The 16400-nt window shown below is 47.4% G+C and carries 11 protein-coding genes; 2 read left to right on the top strand and 9 right to left on the bottom strand.

Features of this window, described 5'->3' with window-relative positions:
* Positions 1-41: 41 nt before the first annotated feature.
* The 9 genes from gltB to H5647_RS06915 all read right to left on the bottom strand — a co-directional run bounded on the left by gltB (position 42) and on the right by H5647_RS06915 (position 13186).
* Positions 42-4493 carry a glutamate synthase large subunit gene (gltB, locus tag H5647_RS06955; RefSeq protein ID WP_200911659.1) on the bottom strand — a complete coding sequence of 1484 codons (4452 nt, stop codon included), beginning with the start codon at positions 4491-4493 and terminating at the stop codon, positions 42-44.
* Between the two features lie 448 nt (positions 4494-4941).
* The gene (locus tag H5647_RS06950) at positions 4942-6474 is read right to left on the bottom strand and encodes an SPOR domain-containing protein (protein ID WP_045857380.1); all 1533 of its coding nucleotides are present in this window, start codon (positions 6472-6474) and stop codon (positions 4942-4944) included.
* A gap of 13 nt (positions 6475-6487) precedes the next feature.
* Entirely contained in the window at positions 6488-7570 is a 1083-nt protein-coding gene (gene aroB / locus H5647_RS06945) for a 3-dehydroquinate synthase (RefSeq protein WP_045861171.1), read from the bottom strand.
* Positions 7571-7674: 104 nt separating this feature from the next.
* Positions 7675-8193: a shikimate kinase AroK gene (gene aroK, locus H5647_RS06940; protein WP_121495358.1), complete on the bottom strand. Its 519-nt coding sequence runs from the start codon at positions 8191-8193 to the stop codon at positions 7675-7677.
* A gap of 1 nt (position 8194) precedes the next feature.
* Positions 8195-10372, bottom strand: a complete 2178-nt coding sequence (locus H5647_RS06935; protein ID WP_045857378.1) for a type IV pilus secretin PilQ — start codon at positions 10370-10372, stop codon at positions 8195-8197.
* A 5-nt stretch (positions 10373-10377) separates the two neighbouring features.
* Positions 10378-10914: a pilus assembly protein PilP gene (locus tag H5647_RS06930; protein WP_082086978.1), complete on the bottom strand. Its 537-nt coding sequence runs from the start codon at positions 10912-10914 to the stop codon at positions 10378-10380.
* Positions 10915-10916: 2 nt separating this feature from the next.
* Entirely contained in the window at positions 10917-11552 is a 636-nt protein-coding gene (locus H5647_RS06925) for a type IV pilus inner membrane component PilO (RefSeq protein WP_045857377.1), read from the bottom strand.
* A gap of 1 nt (position 11553) precedes the next feature.
* The gene (locus H5647_RS06920; RefSeq protein ID WP_045857376.1) at positions 11554-12117 is read right to left on the bottom strand and encodes a PilN domain-containing protein; all 564 of its coding nucleotides are present in this window, start codon (positions 12115-12117) and stop codon (positions 11554-11556) included.
* A 1-nt stretch (position 12118) separates the two neighbouring features.
* Positions 12119-13186: a pilus assembly protein PilM gene (locus H5647_RS06915; RefSeq protein WP_045857374.1), complete on the bottom strand. Its 1068-nt coding sequence runs from the start codon at positions 13184-13186 to the stop codon at positions 12119-12121.
* A gap of 154 nt (positions 13187-13340) precedes the next feature.
* Here H5647_RS06915 and H5647_RS06910 point away from each other — a divergent pair, with 154 nt between their 5' ends.
* Positions 13341-15926, top strand: coding sequence for a penicillin-binding protein 1A (locus H5647_RS06910; protein WP_082086977.1), 2586 nt, complete (start codon positions 13341-13343; stop codon positions 15924-15926).
* Positions 15927-16109: 183 nt separating this feature from the next.
* The gene (rpmE, locus tag H5647_RS06905) at positions 16110-16322 is read left to right on the top strand and encodes a 50S ribosomal protein L31 (RefSeq protein WP_045861167.1); all 213 of its coding nucleotides are present in this window, start codon (positions 16110-16112) and stop codon (positions 16320-16322) included.
* Positions 16323-16400: the final 78 nt, after the last annotated feature.

Here is a 16400-nt window from a genome sequence, read left to right as displayed (position 1 = left end):
ATAATCGCCGCGTTATTAACGGCCATTGATAATTGTGTTAATTATTCACCGCGCTTTTTAACGCTGTGCAACATACTGTCTAAATCGGCAGCTTTGGGTTTGACCAACCAAAACTTACCAACGTAATCACTAAAGTTATCGAGCAAATGCTGGCCCCACACACTTTCAGTTTCTCTGACAAACTCTTTGATCACGCCACGGAGATGATTACGATGTGGCTCAAGCGATTCCGTATTAACCCGGGTGATATCGACCAACTCATGATTGTATCTATCGACAAATCTGTTTTTCTCGTCCAGTACGTAGGCAAACCCACCAGTCATACCGGCACCAAAATTCACACCGGTTTCACCTAATACCGTCACGATACCGCCCGTCATATATTCACAACAGTGATCGCCAGCGCCCTCGACGACAACATGAGCCCCAGAATTACGCACACCACAGCGCTCACCCGCACTTCCTGCGGCGAAGACCTTGCCTCCGGTAGCGCCGTATAAACATGTATTGCCCATAATACTGGTATCTTGACTGGCAAAAGTTGAACCTTTAGGCGGACGAATAACCAGTTTTCCGCCAGCCATTCCCTTACCGACGTAATCGTTCGCATCACCTTCAAGCAACATATTCAGGCCACCCGCATTCCACACACCGAAACTTTGGCCAGCGATACCGGTTAACTTCAGTGTGATGGGCTTGTCAGCCATGCCCTGGTTGCCATGACGTTTTGCTATTTCACCACTAATACGTGCACCGACTGAACGATCACAGTTGGTGATGTGAAAGGTAAATTCACCACCCAATTTCGCGTCTATGGCCGGTAATACGGTAGCCACCATATCTTCAGCCAATAGGCCCTTATCAAAAGGCTCATTGCGTTCGGACTGGCAGAACTGAGGTTTACTGTCGAGTAAAGCATCTGTATACAACATTGGACTTAAATCCAGTTTACGTTGCTTCTCAGTATTTCCTTCAATAGCTTCTAGAAGATCTACACGACCAATCAATTCTTCTAGGTTGCGAACACCCAGTTTCGCCATCCACTCTCGCGCTTCTTCAGCTACAAATTTAAAGAAGTTCATGGCCATTTCAACAGTGCCAATGTAATGCTCTTTACGCAAAACTTCTTGTTGGGTGGCTATGCCGGTAGCGCAGTTATTTAAGTGACAAATACGCAAATACTTACAGCCCAGCGCGACCATTGGAGCCGTTCCAAAGCCATAGCTTTCGGCACCTAGAATAGCGGCTTTAACAACATCCAGACCAGATTTCAAACCACCATCCGTTTGCACTCGAACCTTGCCGCGCAAATCGTTCGCACGCAGTGTTTGGTGAGTTTCGGCAAGCCCTAATTCCCATGGGGAGCCCGCATAACGGATAGAGGTCAATGGGCTTGCTGCCGTACCACCGTCATAACCGGAAATGGTAATGAGGTCGGCATACGCCTTTGCAACGCCGGCGGCAATGGTACCTACGCCAGGTCGAGACACCAATTTCACGGACACGAGCGCGTCTGGGTTTACCTGCTTTAAATCGAAAATGAGCTGAGCCAAATCTTCGATCGAGTAAATATCATGATGCGGCGGCGGCGAAATAAGCGTCACCCCGGGAGCGGAATATCGCAAACGAGCAATCAACTCATCCACTTTTCCACCGGGTAGCTGGCCACCTTCACCCGGTTTAGCGCCTTGCGCCACTTTAATCTGTAATACCTCGGCGTTAACAAGGTAATGAGGCGTCACACCAAAACGACCCGAGGCAACTTGTTTAATTTTCGAGACTTTATTGGTACCAAAACGAATAGGGTCTTCACCACCTTCGCCGCTATTTGAGCGACCACCCAAGGTATTCATGGCCTGCGCTAAAGCTTCATGCGCTTCTGGCCCTAGAGCACCCAAAGACATCGCTGCCGAATCGAAACGACGCACGATAGATTCCATCGGCTCAACGTCGGCTAGCGGTATGGCTTGTGCAGCGCCTTCCTTTAGCTCTAAAAGGTCTCTCAGCGTCGCGGTTGGCCGATGGTTAACCAACGCGGCGTACTCTTTCCACGCTGAATATTCACCTGATTGAACCGCTTTTTGTAAGGTTTGGACGACATCGGGGTTAAAGGCGTGATATTCCTGACCGTGCATATATTTTAGCAATCCGCCGGGTTCAATACCTTTTCGAGCTTTCCAAGCATCTTTTGCCAATGATTTTTGATCAATTTCTATATCACTGAAATCGGCACCTTTGACGCGACTAACAGTGCCAACAAAACAACTCTCCACAACGTCTTCTGATAAGCCAACCGCTTCGAATAATTGCGCGCCACGATATGAGGCGATGGTTGAAATACCCATCTTTGAAAGAATTTTTAAGAGGCCTTTAGCCAAACCCTTACGATAATTCGTACTCGCGTCGGCATAATCAGCAATTAATTCGCCCTTGTTAATTAGGCGCTCTATCACGTAATAGCTAAGATAGGGGTATACAGCCGTAGCGCCATACCCGATAAGCATTGCTATATGATGCGAGTCTCTAGCGGTGGCAGTTTCAACAATAATATTGGCATCGCAACGCAAGCCTTCGCGCGTTAACCTGTGATGAACGGCTCCGGTAGCAAGGAGTGCGTGGATGGGAAGTTTGCCCTCAATAATAGCTAAATCCGATAACACGATAACGGTTTTGCCGGATTTCACCTGTGCTACAACATCCTCGAGCATTAACTCTAAAGCCTGCTTAAGGTTCAAAGTAGAAGCATCGTAGTTAAGGTCAATGGTTGTCGATTCAAAGCCTTGGCTATCTAGCTGTTGAAGCGCTCGAAATTTTGCGGGCGATAAAACAGGGCTCGTCAAAATAACCCGATTGGCGTGTTCGGGCGTTTCATCGAATACAGATAATTCACGGCCAATACACGTTTCCAAAGACATAACGATGGCTTCGCGTAACGGATCGATCGGCGGGTTTGTTACCTGAGCGAATTGCTGTCGGAAGTAATCATAAAGTGCGCGACGCTTTTCAGACAGTACGGCCATTGGGGTATCGTCACCCATCGAGCCAACCGCTTCTTGGCCCGCCTCTGCGAGTGGGCGTAGCACTTGGTCACACTCTTCGAAACTTACCTGAAACATTTTCATTGCCGTTTCAACCTGATCGGCATCTAGACTATGTTCAGCTTGCTCACGATCGAGGTTTGACTCAATCCGTACCGCCTGCTCTTTCATCCATTTAAGGTAAGGCTGGCCAGTTTTAAGCATTTGGTCGATATCAGCGGTATGGTAAAGCTTGCCTGTTTCCGTATCTACCGACAACATTTGGCCAGGGCCTAAACGACCTTTGGCCACTACGTCTTCCGGAGAGTAATCGTACACGCCTATTTCAGAAGCGACGGTAATGATGTCATCTTTGGTGATTACCCACCGGGATGGGCGTAGACCGTTACGATCAAGAGTACAAACCGCATAGCGACCGTCGGTCACCACTAAACCTGCGGGGCCATCCCATGGTTCGATATGCATCGAGTTGTATTCATAAAACGCTTTAAGATCGGCGTCCATATGCTCAACATTCTGCCATGCAGGCGGAACGAGCATGCGCGCAGCTCGATGAAGCTCCATACCACCGATTAAAAGCAGTTCAAGCATATTATCGAGGCTTGACGAATCTGAACCGGTGCGATTGACAAGCGGTACTATATCGTCAACGTTGGGTAACAATGGCGTTTGAAATTTTTGGGTTCGCGCGACTGACCAGTTGCGATTGCCCATGATGGTGTTGATTTCACCATTGTGAGCCAACATACGAAACGGCTGAGCCAACGGCCATTCTGGCAATGTGTTGGTAGAAAAGCGCTGATGAAAAACACAGATGGCGGTTTCGAGTCGCTCATCAGCTAAGTCTGTATAAAAAGAAGGTAAGTCTACGGGCATCATCAACCCTTTATACGACAAGACCTTACTGCTCAGGCTCGCAATATAAAACGTCGACGCTTTAGCCATCCGAATTTCGGCTTTGCGGCGAGCAACAAATAATTTTGCGCTTAACGTTTGGTCGTCGATGTCCTCTGTATTCACAAAAAGATGAAAAATAGAGGGTAAGGTTTGCAGTGCAATCGGCCCAAGACAGGTCGAATCTGTTGGGACTTCGCGCCATGCGCAATTGGAAAAACCTTGTGCTGCAAGTTCTTCTTCAACAACGACTTTAGCGTCAGCCGCTTCAGCCGCATCGTTGCTCAGCATCAATGAGCCAACACCGTACTGCTTAGACAGCTCTATACCCAACTCTTCTTTTGCGATCGTACGCAAGAAGCTATCGGGCTTTTGAATGAGCAAACCACAACCATCACCCGTTTTTCCGTCTGCGGCAATTCCGCCACGGTGGGTCATGCAGGTGAGGGCTTCAATACCCGTGGATAACAGTTTGTGACTGGGAACACCTTTTAAGTGGGCAATCAAACCAAAACCACAGTTATCTTTAAATTCGTCCAGCCGGTAAAGACCAGTTTTCATAGGCTCATTCACTTTATTCATTCAACTCTATCTATTAATGCATGCTATTGGTGCGAAAATAAGGGTAATCGACCTCCACGCTGGCGCTAAAGTTCAACGCACTATCCGTGCCGGCCACTTAGCGTGACCCACTCTCGTATCGTTAAAGCTGCTTTTAATAACGACTATCGAGCCCAACCACTGCGTCATCAAGCCTTGGTAGATTCACCTTACCTTGTAGTAAACACCGACCACTTAAGGTGCATCGCTTCGCTATAAACGTTGGATGCTACTGCGTAATCCCTAGAACACGACGAACTAATTTGTGGGCAAGCCAGATAAAAAAAGGCCCAAAAGATAGGGGCTACTGATAATTGGGCGCAGCATATTAACTGCACAACTCATCATTAGCAAGAGGATGCCGATTTGTCCGGCGCAAGATACAGGTGATCTAACACATAAAAGCCTTTCAATTTCGGCTATTTGCACTGATCTCCTGCTTAATGTCTTTCAGTGATCGAGGCCAAGGGCCGGCATTTCTCTGCTCCTCTGGCAAGTGTTCACGTGCCCTTAACGCCGCTTGCCGAGAAGTATAGACACCCGCGAGCACTACATACAGACGTTTGCCTTCTCTATAACTTTGATACAAATACAAGTTGGCACGATTCTCCTGCCGCTCCATGTAGGACTGTAACGAATAATGTTTGCTGGCGGCCAGCACCTGAAGCGCATAATCTGAATTTGGCTGGGACATCAAAAACGCCTCATCATGCTGATAGAGCATCTGTGAGGTTTTAGTGTGTTCGACGACAGAGGGGGCGGCCACAATTTCCACTGGCTCCGGCGCACGCTCAAGCTCAAGCTCAACCACATCGACCGAGGTGTCGACCGCCTCCTCTAACACGAAGGTAGCTTCCAGCGCCTCGCCTTCGGCACCCACCTGTAAATTATGGACGTCAGGACGTGCGGGGACAGCCGTAATATCAATAGGTGGGCGCGTCGTTAGCATATTGCCAGCTACGTCATCGCCCAAAGCCTCTACAGACGACACAGATAGAGGGGGGGCTTCCTGAGGCGCAAGCACTTCTGTTGAAGTAACCGCTTCAACATCATCATCCGTATCGCGCGATTGTATCGCCCAAATCAATACCCCAACCAGTACAGACATAGCCATAAGATGAACAATGGGCATACCCGCAGCAAACGTGAATACGGTATTTCGACTCTCGGATGCTTTTCCATGCGCTTCAACCGCAACCTTAGCCGAAAAACCGCTATTAAGTAGTGTCAGCGCCAAGCCGGGGTTGCCCATAGACTTAGCCCATACGTGGCGAATAGCCTCCGGCTCACCGGCATTAGACACAACAAAGCCCTGCGCAGCGATAAATGTCTCTAGCTCCGCACACGATAATTGTGGCATTTCGAAATCATAAATAGGGACATCAAGTATCGCCATTTCATCAAGACGCTCAACCAAGCCCGGACGCCCGCTCAACAATAACGATATACCGTAACCGCCCACTTGAATGCCCTGCAATAAGCTAGTTAAAGCTCCCAATGTAGCGTCATCAAGCAAGTGGGCATTATCGAGCATTAACACTCCTCGCTTTTGCTCGGATGTAAGCTGATGGCAAAAATGTCTAAGGGCGGCAAGTATTTCACCGGGGCTGTCCTGCTCCGCACACTGAAGGCCCAGAGCGCCACTAACAATGACCAAATCATCAACTAATGCTGCTTCACCCGTAAACTCACAGCACCCGCACACCTCGAGATGGCTTAACCGAAGTGACAACTCACCCAACAATCTAGTCTTCCCAACGCCAGCATCACCCACCAATACAGGCAGCCCTTCACTAAATTGCATAAAATGTACAATCTGATCAACAACGCCTTGCCGGCTTGGTGTAGAGAAAAAGCCACTGCACTGCTCCTGATGAATCAGCGCACTGTCGCCTTCGGATGAATGTGGCTCAAGGTTTAAGTCTAACTCTTGATTTTCCATAGCCTAGTTTCAGTTATTCACAAAACTCTGCGAGCGTTTCGTTTAACAGTGCTGCGCTGAAATCATTCGTCACCACGGCTTCACCACAGCCTTTGAGTAGTACCAAGCGCAAACTTCCATCAAGCACTTTTTTATCTACCGCCATATATTCAAGAAAAACGTCAGGCGTCATATTTTTTGGCGCCCGAACAGGTAACCCCGCACGAGAAATCAACGCATGCGCTCGATCGACAATATCCTGACCCAGCCACCCCAGCCGGAACGATAAATCACAGGCCATCACCATACCCGCGCCCACCGCTTCGCCATGCACCCAAACACCGTACCCCTGATGAGATTCGATGGCATGCCCAAATGTGTGCCCCAAATTTAAAATAGCTCTTACACCCGACTCGGTTTCATCTTTTGCAACAACATCCGCCTTTGTCTGGCAAGACACTTCAATAGCGTACGCCAGCGCAACCGAATCACGTGCAAGCAACTTACCTATATTATCTTCAAGCCACACAAAAAAATTCGCGTCAGCAATCAAACCGTACTTAATGACTTCTGCCAAACCAGCGGAAAGCTCTCTATCCGGCAAAGTCTTCAACACGTCGGTATCGATCACAACCGATTTCGGCTGGTGAAACGCGCCTATCATATTTTTTCCCAACGGATGATTCACCCCCGTTTTGCCGCCGACAGAGGAATCTACTTGTGACAAGAGCGTCGTGGGCACCTGAATAAAATTAACGCCTCGCTGATAACATGCCGCTGCAAATCCAGCCATATCACCCACAACACCGCCACCCAAGGCAACTAACGTTGTTCGACGATTATGACGTTTTTCAAGCAGTGCATCGAAAATACCGTTAAGCGTCTCTGTATTTTTATATTGCTCGCCATCGGGTAATACCACTTTATCAATTCGAAAGTGCGAACCCAGCAAGGCCTCAATCTTTTGAGTATAGAGAGGGTCAACCGTGCTATTGGTGACAAGCATAACTTGATCAGAAACGATATAGGGGACAAGCGTTTCGGGGTTAGCGAGCATGTTCTCACCGATAAAAATGGGGTAACTGCGTTCGCCGAGGTCTACATTGAGGGTAGGAATGGCCATAGTAAAAAATGCGTCCAATTTAGAAAACGAAATTTAATAACGGCCAATATTGTATACGAGAAATGAGAAAAAGAACGGAAATGCAAAAAACGCTAAATTCAACCCCCTGAAGCTGCCAACCACTCTTCAATGGCCTGCACGACATACTTGGGGCTTCGACCATCAGTCATAAGTACAAAACTTGCAACTTCGCGATACAAAGGGTCTCGAAGATTAAAGAGCTCTACAATTTTTGCTTTGGGATCATCAACTTGCAGTAAAGGCCTTTTTTTATCTTTATAGGTTCTCTCTACCAGCTGCTCAATACTAGCCGTAAGGTACACAACCAATGGCTGCGCTCGAAGCAACTGTCTATTATGCTCCCGCATAATAATACCACCGCCGGTAGCCACCACAGCCGAGCGCATACCGATCATTTCGTCTAGCACCGAGGACTCTCGCTCTCGAAAACCGTCTTCGCCTTCAACATCAAAAATCCAAGGAATATCGGCGCCAGTACGTAACTCGATAACATGGTCTGTATCAAGAAACTCGTGATTTAGACGCAATGCTAGCATTTTGCCGATAGTCGATTTGCCGGCCCCCATAGGGCCGACCAAAAAAATAGGGTGATTCACGTTATTCAAGAAAATCCGAAGTCATAATTCGCGGCGTCACAAAGATTAGCAACTCTCGCTTCTCTTCTGAGCGAATATCATTTCTAAACAACGCACCTACAAACGGTATATCGCCCAAAAGAGGTACCTTACTCTGGCCTTTGACCGTTTCCGTCTGGTAAATGCCACCAAGCACAACGGTATCGCCATCAGAGACAAGAACAGAAGTTTCTAAATGCGTCACATCGATAATTGGAACACCCGAGGAAACGCCCGTTACCGAGTCTTGATCAATCGTTAACTCCATAATTATTCTATTGTCAGGCGTAATTTGCGGCGTCACGTGCAAGCTCAAGACCACCTCTTTAAATGAAGTCGTTGTGCCACCGCTAGCCGACTCTTCCTGATAAGGAACCTCGGTACCCGATTGAATCGTTGCAGGCTGCTTGTCGCCGGTGATGACCTTAGGCTGAGAAACGATTTCAGCAAAGCCTGAGTCTTGAAGTGCCGACAACTCCATTCCCAACATGAAATTACTACTAATAATATTCCATGCGATGGAGCCACTCGGATTAAACACACCTAGGTCGACCAAGCTATTTTGAGGAAAAGTATGAGCGCTATCCGCAAATCCATCGCCGTCATTATCGGAATAAGCCCCTCTTACACCATTTTCTTCCGCATAAATACCTTCCATGCTACCTGTGAATTCGTGTATATGGCTGCCAGACTGAGTTGACTGCACAGCATCGCCCGCCATACGAACACCCAGCTCTTTACGAAAGTCGGAGTTTGCGATAACCAATCTAGCTTCAATCATCACCTGTTTAACAGGAACATCAATCCGATCAATTAGCTGCTTGAATTTATTAATTTTTTCCTCAGTATCAGTGAGTATTATCGAATTTGTTCTTTCATCGACAATAGCCTGCCCACGATCAGACAAGATACTACCTGTTGAATTACGTGCACTACCGGCCCCCTCACTGCCGCCAGAAGCACCGCCGCCGCCGCTAGATGACATAAATAACGAGAACAACTCACGAGCATTCGCATATCGAATACGAATATACTCAGTCCTCAGTGGCGCCAACTCCTCCAATTGTTTTTTGGTCTCAATTTCCTGCTTCTCTCGCTCTGCTATCTCAGCGGCAGGCGCAACCATTAATACATTGCCAATTTGACGCTTGTCCAATCCCTTTGTTTTCAATACGAGATCCAGCGCCTGATCCCAAGGCACGTTTTCCAATCTCAACGTTATACTACCTGTTACGGTGTCGCTGGCGACAAGATTCAATTCAGTGAAATCTGCAATCAACTGCAGCACCGAGCGAACCTTAATATCCTGAAAGTTTATGGACAAACGCTCTCCGGTGTAGGCAAAAACCTTTTTCTTTTCCTCTACATCAGCCTGACTTAAAGGCTTAACACTAATAACGTACTCGTTATCTGCCTGATAAGCTAAATAGTCATAATCACCTGTCGCGTTAATTTTCAAAACGGTATTCGAGCCCGCGGTACTTGAACCCAACGTGCTAACCGGCGTTGCAAAATCAACTACATCTAAAGTTCGAACCATTGCACCTGGAAGAGCCGTATCCAAGAAGGTGACCGTTACACCTGTCGCGACCTCTTCTACGTCAATAGCAATATTAGGATTTGTCAAAGTAACAATTACCTTACCTTCACCCAGCTCACCGCGACGAAAATCTATTCCATCAATCTCGGAAGACGCATTTGCCCCGCGATACTCGCCAGAGCCACTCTGGGAAGCGCCAGACATTTCACTATATAGGCTGCTAGGAACAGCACTACTAACGGATTCCGCCCCGATTTCGACGATCAGCTCCTGCCCCTCAACTCGGGAGGAGAATGGTACGGAGTTATTTAAATTAACAATTAGTCGTGTTCGGCCCCCTCCGGCAACCACCACCGCACTTACTACCTCTCCAACAGACATAGGGTATTTCTTCTGGGCCAATAAGTTCTCGACACCATTGAAATCAAGTACGATTCTTGGAGGCTGATCAATAATGTAGCTTTGCGGCTCAACAACATCACCCGCAAAGCTTAAACGAAGCTCAGCTCGCTCACCAGGTAACTCAGAAAACCCGATATCATTCAAATCCGCGGCCATAAGACTGCCAGATGCCAGCACTAGAGTACCAATGAGTAGGATTTTCATTTTTTGTGTAAACATTTTGTTTATTCCTTCTCGGATAAAGCAAGGATACTCGGTCTTTCAACCCAGCCCTCAAGGCCATCAGACACTATTTCAATAAGTTCTATATTTGTCTCGGAAGTTTCAATCACTTTCCCATGATTTTTACCTAGATAATGGCCCTCTGTAATCAGGTGGATACGGCCACTACTATCTTTTATCAAAGCCCATAGAACACCATCTTTTTCCAAGGTTCCAACCATATCCAAAGACGACAGTACAAACCCTTCTAAAAACTCTTTTTCTCGAGCGAAATCGGGTTTGACGTTTTCATTTGAACTTTCATACACACGCCTTTCCACATCAATAGGGAGATCAAATGGGCTGCGCATCGCTGCAGCGCTATAAACAAACGCCTCATAAGGCTTAAATGGAGGAAGACGTTCAATAGAACCGGAAGGTCGCTCTTTTACCTCTCCAATGTAGGAGCTCAAATCAGAATGCGCCCCATCAGAACTGCAGCCAACGAACAAGAAGCAAAATACATACGCGGTTAATATTCGAGACAAGTTTTTTTGCATAACTAACTACCTTGAGATTTGTAACGGTACGTTTTAGCAATAATCTCCATTGTTAAAGTACTGTTAGTTAAGCCCGCTCCACTTGAAGATGAAGGCTTGCTAATTCGAAAATTATGCAACGTCACAATGCGTGGCATGCCTGCAACACCACTCACAAAAGCCCCAAACTCATGGTACCCGCCAGAAACATTTATCTTAATCGGCAACTCAATGTAAAATTCCGTAGAAACTTCATTTTGCAAAGCGATACTTTGTATCGACAATCGACTTTCAACGCCCTTATTGTCAATGTCTTCTAACAACCCTGGAACCTCAGTATCTGTCGGTAGCCTAGAAACCAAAGTACCAAAAGACTCTTTCATTTCTAGCATTTGCTGTCGATATCGGTCTAAGTTTGCAGCTTCAAACGCCTTGGTTTCGAATGAGGTTTTAAGCTGTACTTCTTTATTCTTAGCAATATCTAGCTCATGATTTTTTTCTTGGACAACAAGAAAATACCCAGCAACAACAATTGCGGCCGCAGCAAAAAAACAAAGTAAAACTCTCACCGCTACGGGCCAAACACCGACCCGATCCCAATCGACATCATTGATATCGAAACCTTGCAATTGCTCTATAAGCTGATTCATGTCGGCCATTTTATTCTTCCTTCGCGTCGTCGTCTGGAAGCACCACTTTCAGCTGCATCTGAAAAGTGCTGGCTTGTGACCCATGCTGAGGGGCCGCGACAACCGATTTTAAGTTCGGATCAGCAAACCACTCCGAGTCGTCAAGCTGACGCATAAAAGTAGATACACGGTTGGTGGACTCGCTAACGCCATCAATGGAAATAATATTGCCATTCTTTGACAATGTGGTGATGTAAACGCCATCGGGAACTGACTTTGCAAACTCATCAAAATAATGAACAATAATGGACCGCTTACCCTCCAGATCCTGGATAACCTTCATTCGGTCCAGCAGTTCACGACGTTTTTTCTTCAAGTCTTTAATTTCACTAACTTGCTTTTCTAGTAACCCAATCTCGGTATTCAACATACTATTTCGAGTGTTTTGAGTCGCGATAGCGCCATCTACGGCTTGAACCCAAAGATAAGCTACCCCAATTGCCAGTAGGCATACGCCCCCAAGCTGGGTTAAAAATTCTTTCTTTTTCTCTCGGCGGTGCTCTTCACGCCAAGGCAATAAGTTAATCTGAGCCATGTTAGACAAAGCTCCTCAGGGCCAATCCGGTTGCGATCATTAATGACGGCGCATCATTTGTTAGCGCGGCGGCATTAACCTTAGAGGACACGGACATATTGGCAAAAGGATTTGCCACCGTAGCCGAGGTACCTAATTTTTCTTCTATCAAACCAGCCAACCCCTCCATGGACGCCACTCCGCCAGCGAGCACGATATGATCCACGTCATTATACTGGCTGGACGAAAAGAAAAACTGGAGTGAACGAGTAACCTGCTGAACAACAGCGTCTTTAAAAGGCTCCAAAACTTCGGGCTCATAATCATCAGGAAGCCCCCCTTGTTTTTTCGCCAGCCCAGCCTCTTCTGTTGACAAACCGTACCGGCGCTGGATCTCTTCAGTTAATTGCTTGCCCCCAAACAACTGCTCACGGGTATAGATTGTTTTTCCGTCAACGAGTACGCTCAAAGTAGTCATCGTTGCACCAATATCAACAATGGCGACGATTTGCTCTTCCTGATCTTCGAGCTGTTCTTGAACCAAAGAAAACGCGCGTTCCATTGTGTAAGCTTCCACATCAACGACTTTTGCTTGCAATTCGGCTAAATCAAGCATCGTTGCACGCATATCGACATTCTCACGTCTACATGCGGCTAACAGCACCTCTATTTGATCTGGATTTTTTTCCGATACACCTAACACATCAAAATCAATGGCGACCTCTTCAAGGGGATAGGGGATATACTGGTCAGCTTCGAGTGATATCTGTGTTTCTAGGGCTTCATCGCTCATATCACTCGGCATCTCGATAACCTTTGTGATAACGGATGACCCTGGCACTGCAACCGCGGCATCTTTCAATTTAGTGCGCGATGACTGAACAACGGCCTTGATAATTTGAGCGACCACTTCAACATCGTTGATGTTTTTTTCAACAACAGCATTGGGTGGCAATGCGCGAACAGCATAATTCTCGACCCGATAGCCATCACCCTGTCGACTGAACTCTAACAACTTAACGGTTGTCGAACTCACGTCCAGACCGAGTACGGGTTTCTTTTTCTGCTCGAATAAACTGAGAATACCCATTTTTCTATCTATATCCGCTACTTAGGTTATGTTTATGTTATAGCACTTTAAGTATAGGCTGCAACCTGTGACTACATAGGTAAAGTGTGAAAAAGGTCTTATAATGGCAAAACCTATTGCGATCCGGCCCCTTATTCAGTTTTAAAATACTCAAATGACTATCAAAAAACGCTTTTTAATCGTCAGCCTTTGGCTGACACTCGCAGGAACCGGCGGCACTTTATGTGTTTTATCCGGTATGTACCTTATTCTCAGCCCTCAACTACCATCCGTAGACAGCCTGAGAGACGTGAAACTACAAACGCCATTGCGCGTTTATTCCGCCGACCACAAGCTTCTAGCTGAATTTGGTGAGAAACGGCGCACACCTATAAAATTCAACAATATTCCACAAAGCTATGTGGACGCATTGCTTGCCGCTGAAGATGACGATTTCTTCGAGCACAATGGCGTGTCGCTAAAAGGCCTCATGCGGGCCGCAAGCCAGCTTGTTCTGACAGGCCGTAGAGCCTCTGGCGGCAGCACCATCACTATGCAAGTCGCGCGTAATTATTACCTTTCCCGCCGCAAGACCTTTGCACGAAAATTTAATGAAATTTTGCTGGCGCTGCGCATAGAGCAAGAATTAAGCAAAGAAGAGATTCTAGAGCTTTACGTCAACATTATCTTCCTTGGCAATCGCGCCTACGGTATCAACGCCGCGAGCCAAGTTTACTACGGCAAACCGCTCGACCAACTAAGTCTAGCTCAAATTGCTATGCTGGCAGGTTTGCCAAAAGGCCCGTCCACCATGAACCCCATTGCCAACCCCTCGCGCGCGCTTCTGAGGCGAGACTGGATATTAGGGCGCATGCTGTCCCTCGGCAAAATAGAACAAAACAACTACTCACTCGCCATTGCCGAGCCTGTAAGTGCCAGCTACCACAATAGTAATCTCGATGTTCAAGCACCATATATTGCTGAAATGGCTCGCGCCAAAGCAATCGAGCTATTTGGCCTTGAAGCTTACACCGACGGCTACAAAGTTTTTACAACGATCAACAGCTCAATGCAAGAGAGCGCTAATCTCGCCATCGTAAACGGACTATTAACATACGATTTACGGCATGGTTACCGTGGGCCAGAACAATCTCTGACGCTACTACCGAATATGCCGGGTGACGAAGCCGCGAACGCTCCCCTCCTAAACGCATCAGAATCAGAAATCGACGTCGAGCCCGAACCCACAACACAACCTTTAGATTTTCAACCTCTAGTCGACGCCTGGCAGGACAAACTCAAAAGTCTCCCCACCTACGGTGACTTAACGCCCGCAGCCGTGGCTTATATAGAAGACACCGCTTTTATCGCCATCTTGCCCGATGGCAGCACCACAAAAATTGACTGGGATCAGGGGATCTCCAACGCCAAAGCTTATGTCTCGGAAAGCCGTCTAGGCCCATCCCCCAAAAGTGCCGCAGATGTGGTAAGCCTAGGCGACGTAATTCGATTATCGGGCAATACAGAAAAAGGCTACAGCCTAAGCCAAGTTCCGAATGCTCAAGCTGCGCTAATCGCACTGGCCCCCCAAAATGGCGCTATTTTATCGCTTGTCGGCGGGTTTGACTTCAACCAAAGCCACTTTAATCGTGCCACACAAGCCAAACGACAACCCGGCTCCAATTTTAAGCCTTTTATCTATAATGCCGCTCTCGAAAACGGGATGACAGCAGCCTCTATCATAATGGATACCCCTATAGTCTTTGATGACGCAGCACTCGAAAGCACATGGCGACCCAAAAATTCTAGCGGGAAATTTGATGGCCCCACACGATTGAGAGAGGCACTCTATCGCTCACGTAACCTTGTCTCTATTCGCGTTCTACGCGAAGTAGGCATTGGCAACACCATACGAGGAATGCATCGATTTGGCTTTACTGAGGATGAACTCCCGCGCGACCTATCACTTGCACTGGGCAGCCACGGACTAACGCCCCTAGACGTTGCAACCGGTTATGCCGTGTTTGCCAACGGCGGGTATCAAGTTCAACCCTATCTGATAGAACAGATACTGGATAATACCGGCAACACCGTATATGAGGCGCTTCCGTTAACTGTTTGCTCCGACTGTGATACAGGCGAAACTTTCTCTAGCACTCCGTTCGACCCAGACGAGGAATACCCCTATTTAAGTGACGACCCGTTTGAAATACCTTTCGAGCTAAAACGCCTTCTTGGCCTTTTAAGCCCAAAGGACTTTCCGCGAGCGCAGAGAGTACTTGATGAACGAGTAGCCTACATCATCAACTCCATGCTTCGGGACGTTATTCAGCGAGGCACAGGCGTTCGAGCAAAAGTGCTCGGCCGAAATGATCTTGCGGGCAAAACAGGCACCACTAACGGCCCCGTCGATACTTGGTTTTCTGGCTATAACAGTGACATAGTCGCTACAACGTGGCTCGGGTTTGATCAAAACACCCCTATTGGGCAGCGCGAATTCGGCGGCAAAGCCGCTCTACCCATATGGATTGACTTTATGCGAACGGCCCTTGACGGGACACAGGAAAAAACCCGCGTTCAGCCAGAAGGCATTATCAGCATTAAAATTGACCCTGAAACTGGCGAACGAGCCCACACCGGCGACCCCGACGCCGAATTTGAATACTTTCGGGTTGAAAATGTACCCCCTGAAAAAGAGGACACATCCCCACTTTTTAACCCTTACGAAAATGAAGAACGTTTAACCGAGGAGCTTTTTTAAACCGCCTGCTGACAGCGACCAAGCATTTGCTTTGATGCTTTATTCTGCTAGTATGCGCCCTCCCAAATCCGGCCAAGCACGAAGCGCTTCGACCTCTGGGCTCTCATAAACGCGGTTCGGTGCTTGGCAATAGATCAGGTGGCGGAACCCAGAAAAGCCAAATTGGCACATAGAGGCAATACCATGCAAAACGATATTCAACCCAATTACGGCGAAATGATCGCTACCTGTAGCTGCGGCAATAGCATTAAGACACGCTCCACATTAGCAAAAGAGATTCACATCGACGTGTGTTCTGAATGCCACCCGTTCTACACCGGCAAACAAAAAGTGTTGGACAGTGGCGGCCGCATCGATCGCTTCAACAAGCGATTTGCTCGCAGCGCAAAAAAATAAGCCTCCAAACTTACAAAACATCCAAAATACCCGCTTTTTCGCGGGTATTTTTTTGCCTGAAAAACTACCCCAAGCAAC

The organism is Teredinibacter purpureus, assembly GCF_014217335.1.
Classification (GTDB): domain Bacteria; phylum Pseudomonadota; class Gammaproteobacteria; order Pseudomonadales; family Cellvibrionaceae; genus Teredinibacter; species Teredinibacter purpureus.
Note: the sequence above shows the minus strand (reverse complement) of the source record. Positions and strands in the feature narration are given on the sequence as shown.

Bases quoted from the DNA above. Each gene is read 5' to 3' on its own strand.
- gltB (WP_200911659.1), bottom strand. From the start codon at position 4,493: ATGAAAACTGGTCTTTACCGGCTGGACGAATTTAAAGATAACTGTGGT.
- H5647_RS06950 (WP_045857380.1), bottom strand. From the start codon at position 6,474: ATGGAAAATCAAGAGTTAGACTTAAACCTTGAGCCACATTCATCCGAA.
- H5647_RS06935 (WP_045857378.1), bottom strand. From the start codon at position 10,372: ATGTTTACACAAAAAATGAAAATCCTACTCATTGGTACTCTAGTGCTG.
- H5647_RS06930 (WP_082086978.1), bottom strand. From the start codon at position 10,914: ATGCAAAAAAACTTGTCTCGAATATTAACCGCGTATGTATTTTGCTTC.
- H5647_RS06925 (WP_045857377.1), bottom strand. From the start codon at position 11,552: ATGGCCGACATGAATCAGCTTATAGAGCAATTGCAAGGTTTCGATATC.
- H5647_RS06920 (WP_045857376.1), bottom strand. From the start codon at position 12,117: ATGGCTCAGATTAACTTATTGCCTTGGCGTGAAGAGCACCGCCGAGAG.
- H5647_RS06915 (WP_045857374.1), bottom strand. From the start codon at position 13,186: ATGGGTATTCTCAGTTTATTCGAGCAGAAAAAGAAACCCGTACTCGGT.
- H5647_RS06910 (WP_082086977.1), top strand. From the start codon at position 13,341: ATGACTATCAAAAAACGCTTTTTAATCGTCAGCCTTTGGCTGACACTC.
- rpmE (WP_045861167.1), top strand. From the start codon at position 16,110: ATGCAAAACGATATTCAACCCAATTACGGCGAAATGATCGCTACCTGT.